At 70.3% G+C, this 2,997-nt stretch carries 4 protein-coding genes; 3 read left to right on the top strand and 1 reads right to left on the bottom strand.

What is annotated here, in order from left to right; genetic code table 11:
* The first annotated feature begins 577 nt into the window (after window positions 1–577).
* The 3 genes from IEW07_RS20590 (at window position 578) to IEW07_RS20580 (ending at window position 2,232) form a co-directional block, all read left to right on the top strand.
* Window positions 578–1,123, top strand: coding sequence for a hypothetical protein (locus IEW07_RS20590; protein ID WP_188540650.1), 546 nt, complete (start codon window positions 578–580; stop codon window positions 1,121–1,123).
* Window positions 1,124–1,204: 81 nt separating this feature from the next.
* Window positions 1,205–1,618, top strand: a complete 414-nt coding sequence (locus IEW07_RS20585) for a hypothetical protein (RefSeq protein WP_188540648.1) — start codon at window positions 1,205–1,207, stop codon at window positions 1,616–1,618.
* A 257-nt stretch (window positions 1,619–1,875) separates the two neighbouring features.
* The gene (locus IEW07_RS20580; protein WP_188540646.1) at window positions 1,876–2,232 is read left to right on the top strand and encodes a hypothetical protein; all 357 of its coding nucleotides are present in this window, start codon (window positions 1,876–1,878) and stop codon (window positions 2,230–2,232) included.
* A gap of 40 nt (window positions 2,233–2,272) precedes the next feature.
* On the opposite strand, the gene IEW07_RS20575 is transcribed toward IEW07_RS20580, so the two are convergent.
* The gene (locus IEW07_RS20575; RefSeq protein WP_188540645.1) at window positions 2,273–2,716 is read right to left on the bottom strand and encodes a DUF1622 domain-containing protein; all 444 of its coding nucleotides are present in this window, start codon (window positions 2,714–2,716) and stop codon (window positions 2,273–2,275) included.
* Window positions 2,717–2,997 lie beyond the last annotated feature (281 nt).

Raw genomic sequence — 2,997 nt, 5'->3', positions numbered from 1 at the left:
TCCGCCCGGGAGAGCAGCGACCAGAGGGCGACGACCAGGGCGGCGGCGCGGAGGACGAGGACGACGAACCGCACGGTGTCCCTTTCCTCGCCCCGACCGATGGCGCCCCGGCCACCGTGGAAGGCCTATGCGCATGTCGGGCAGCGCCCGGTCGATGGCCACTATCGCCTGGGCCAGCACCGCTGCGGCCACCAGGCACACGGCGGGGACGAACCAGAACGCCCCCGACGTCCGGTGCCACGACCCCGAGTGCCTGCCCATGGCCACAACGCAGGGCCCGCACCGTGCCGCCGCTCCACCTATCGGCCACCAGAAAACCGAGGCACTCACCGGGTCCGGTCCTCGAAGCACCCAGCGGGCGGGTTCCTATCGATTGCGTACCGGTCCCGTGCACGCCCCCGGCCGGGTCGCTGGGCATCCCCTGGATTCTTCCTTCCCGCCCGGCGCAGGGTCTTAGCGTGAAGACAGGGAACGGGCCCGGACCCGTTCCCGCCGCACCCGGCAGGAGACACCCCCGCCTCCAGCCACCCCGACCACCGGCCACCGGCCACCGGCCACCGACCACCGACCAGGAACGATGATGATGTCCCACCACGACCACTGGCCCCGCCGGGCCGCCGCCGCCGCAGTGGCGGTGGCCGCCCTGGGGCTCTCCGCCTGCGGATCCGCCGACCCGTCCCCGGGTGCGCCCGCGGAGCAGCTGCTGGACCCAGAGACTCTGCCCACCGGGCCCTACGCCGGGCCCTACGCCCAGGCCTTCGCCGAGGACCTCGAGCACTACGCCGAGCAGGAGGTGAGGCTCAGCGCGGCGGTGGAGACCGTCGTCAACCCTGTGGCCTTCACCATCACCACCCCCGAGGACACCGCCGAGAACACCGGTGAGGGCGGGGCGGTTGCCCCGTTGCTGGTGGTGGAGTTCGACGACACCTCCCCCGCCCTGCGCCCCGGTGATCCGGTCGAGGTCACCGGCACCGTTCATGAGGCCTACAACGTCCCCGACACCGAGGAGAACCTCGGAGACCCGCCGGGGCCGGAGGTGCTCGCCTCCTACGACGGCCAGCCCTTTCTCGAGGCCACCTCCGTGCGCACCCCAGCGCCGCAGACCACGGCCCCCGCCCCCTGACCCGGCTGAGGCCACGTCGCCGGGGTCGGCGCGGTCGCCGACGCCTGCACGAACACCTACCCACGGAAACAGAGGATCACCATGGACATCACGACCCGCACACTCACCGCTGGTGTTGCCGCCCTGCTGACAGCCGGCACCGTGGCCGGGTGCACCTCGGAGACCGAACTGACCCAAGCCGACCAGTCCACCATCCCCACCGAGGAACTCATCGGAGACACCATGACCCTGACCAACGAGGTCCAGGAGGTCCTCGCCCACGGCATCCTCACCATCGGGGAAGAGGACACCGTCATCATCGCCGACCAGCTCCCCGAGAACCTCTCCCCCGGCGACGACGTGGAGGTCACCGGCACCGTGGAGGAGCGCGACGTCTTCACCGTCAACGACCTGGAGGCCCTGCAGCAGGTCACCGACCAGGAGACCGCCCAGTACTTCATCAACCGCGACGAGGAACTGGTGCTCACCGACGCCACCGTCACCCGCACCGACTGACCGCCGCCGCTACACGCAGGCCGGTGGCGTCGCCAGATCGAAGGAGTGCCATGAGGACCATTTCCCAGAGAACCCCGGGGCTTGCCGTGGTGGCGGTGTGCCTGTCCGCCGGTGTGCTGGCCGGCTGCGGCTCATCCCAATCCCCGGCCCCCAGTCCCGGTGCTGAGGCCACTGGGGGCGGGGCTTCCCGCGCGCAGACCGGCGGATCCCCACCGGCCACGCACACAACTCCGGGCCCCGGGGGCGAGCCGACCGGTATGTATGCCGGAGCCTACGACGGGGCTTTCCACGCCGGGTTGTCCTCCTTCAACGGGCAGCAGGTGAGCCTCACCGGAGAGGTCCGGGATCTGATCCGCTCCCGCTCCTCCTTCGAGCTCGCCAGTTTCACCGACCCGGATCTGGACCCCTTGCTGGTCAGCGCCGCCTACGCGGTCCCGGACCTCGAGGTGGGCGACACCGTCGAGGTGACCGGCACCGTGCGGGAAGGTTTCGATCCTCCAGTGGTGGAGGAGGCGGTGGAAGAAGGCGAGGAGGCCGGCTTCTACGACCAGCACCTCGGGCAGCCCTACCTGGACGAAGCACAGGTAGAGATTGTGGACTCCTCCGGTCGGTGATCTGGGGGAGGTCATCGGGGAACGCGGAGTCTTCGAGACGCTACCGCTGCTGGGCCACGTCCTCGTCGTCGGTCGGCGCACTCTTCCGCGTGGCATCAGACGATCCGGCCGCCCGGCCCGGCACTGGCAGGTTTTCCGTCTCCGGCGCCTTCTGCCAGGGCCAGCGCCCGGTGATCTCCAGCTCCAGGGAGAAGCTGAGGAACGTGCGGATCAGCACGATCACCCCCAGCACCCCGACCGATTGGAAGGTGGGAGTGACCGCCACGGTGCGGATGATGTCTGCGGCCACCAACAGTTCCAGGCCCAGGAGGATGGATCGGCCCAAGCCCCGCCGGTAGCGGTGATACACCCCGTCCCTGGCTCCCGTACGCAGGAGAGCGTCAGCGGCGATGAGGGTGGCCAGGGTGGCTCCCAGGACGATGGCCGCCACACCGGCCACATCGACGGCCTTGCCGATGCTCTCCAGGATCTCCAGGAAACCCACGCTGCTCCCCCTCCCCTGTTCCACCCGGATCCGACCGGCACCTGCTCAGGGCCACGTGATCAACGGTCTTGTGGGAGGGGAGACTACACGGGGCACTCCACCGGCCTCACGGAGGAGGCCAGGTCCTTGTCATGCGCCATTCCCTGATCCGTGGCGGGCGGAGCGTGCAGTGAGGCCCTCAACCGTGGTCAGCCCTTCCGGGCGGCGATGGCGCCGTCGTCGACCGGGGACTGCTGCGGGGACTCCGCGGCCAGCTCCGGGTGGTGGAGGTCCAGCGCCGG

The organism is Kocuria dechangensis, from assembly GCF_014636775.1.
Classification (GTDB): domain Bacteria; phylum Actinomycetota; class Actinomycetes; order Actinomycetales; family Micrococcaceae; genus Kocuria; species Kocuria dechangensis.
The sequence above is the reverse complement of the archived record's forward strand: the minus strand, read 5'-3'. Positions and strand labels throughout refer to the sequence as shown.

Bases quoted from the DNA above. Each gene is read 5' to 3' on its own strand.
- IEW07_RS20590 (WP_188540650.1), top strand. From the start codon at position 578: ATGATGATGTCCCACCACGACCACTGGCCCCGCCGGGCCGCCGCCGCC.
- IEW07_RS20585 (WP_188540648.1), top strand. From the start codon at position 1,205: ATGGACATCACGACCCGCACACTCACCGCTGGTGTTGCCGCCCTGCTG.
- IEW07_RS20580 (WP_188540646.1), top strand. From the start codon at position 1,876: ATGTATGCCGGAGCCTACGACGGGGCTTTCCACGCCGGGTTGTCCTCC.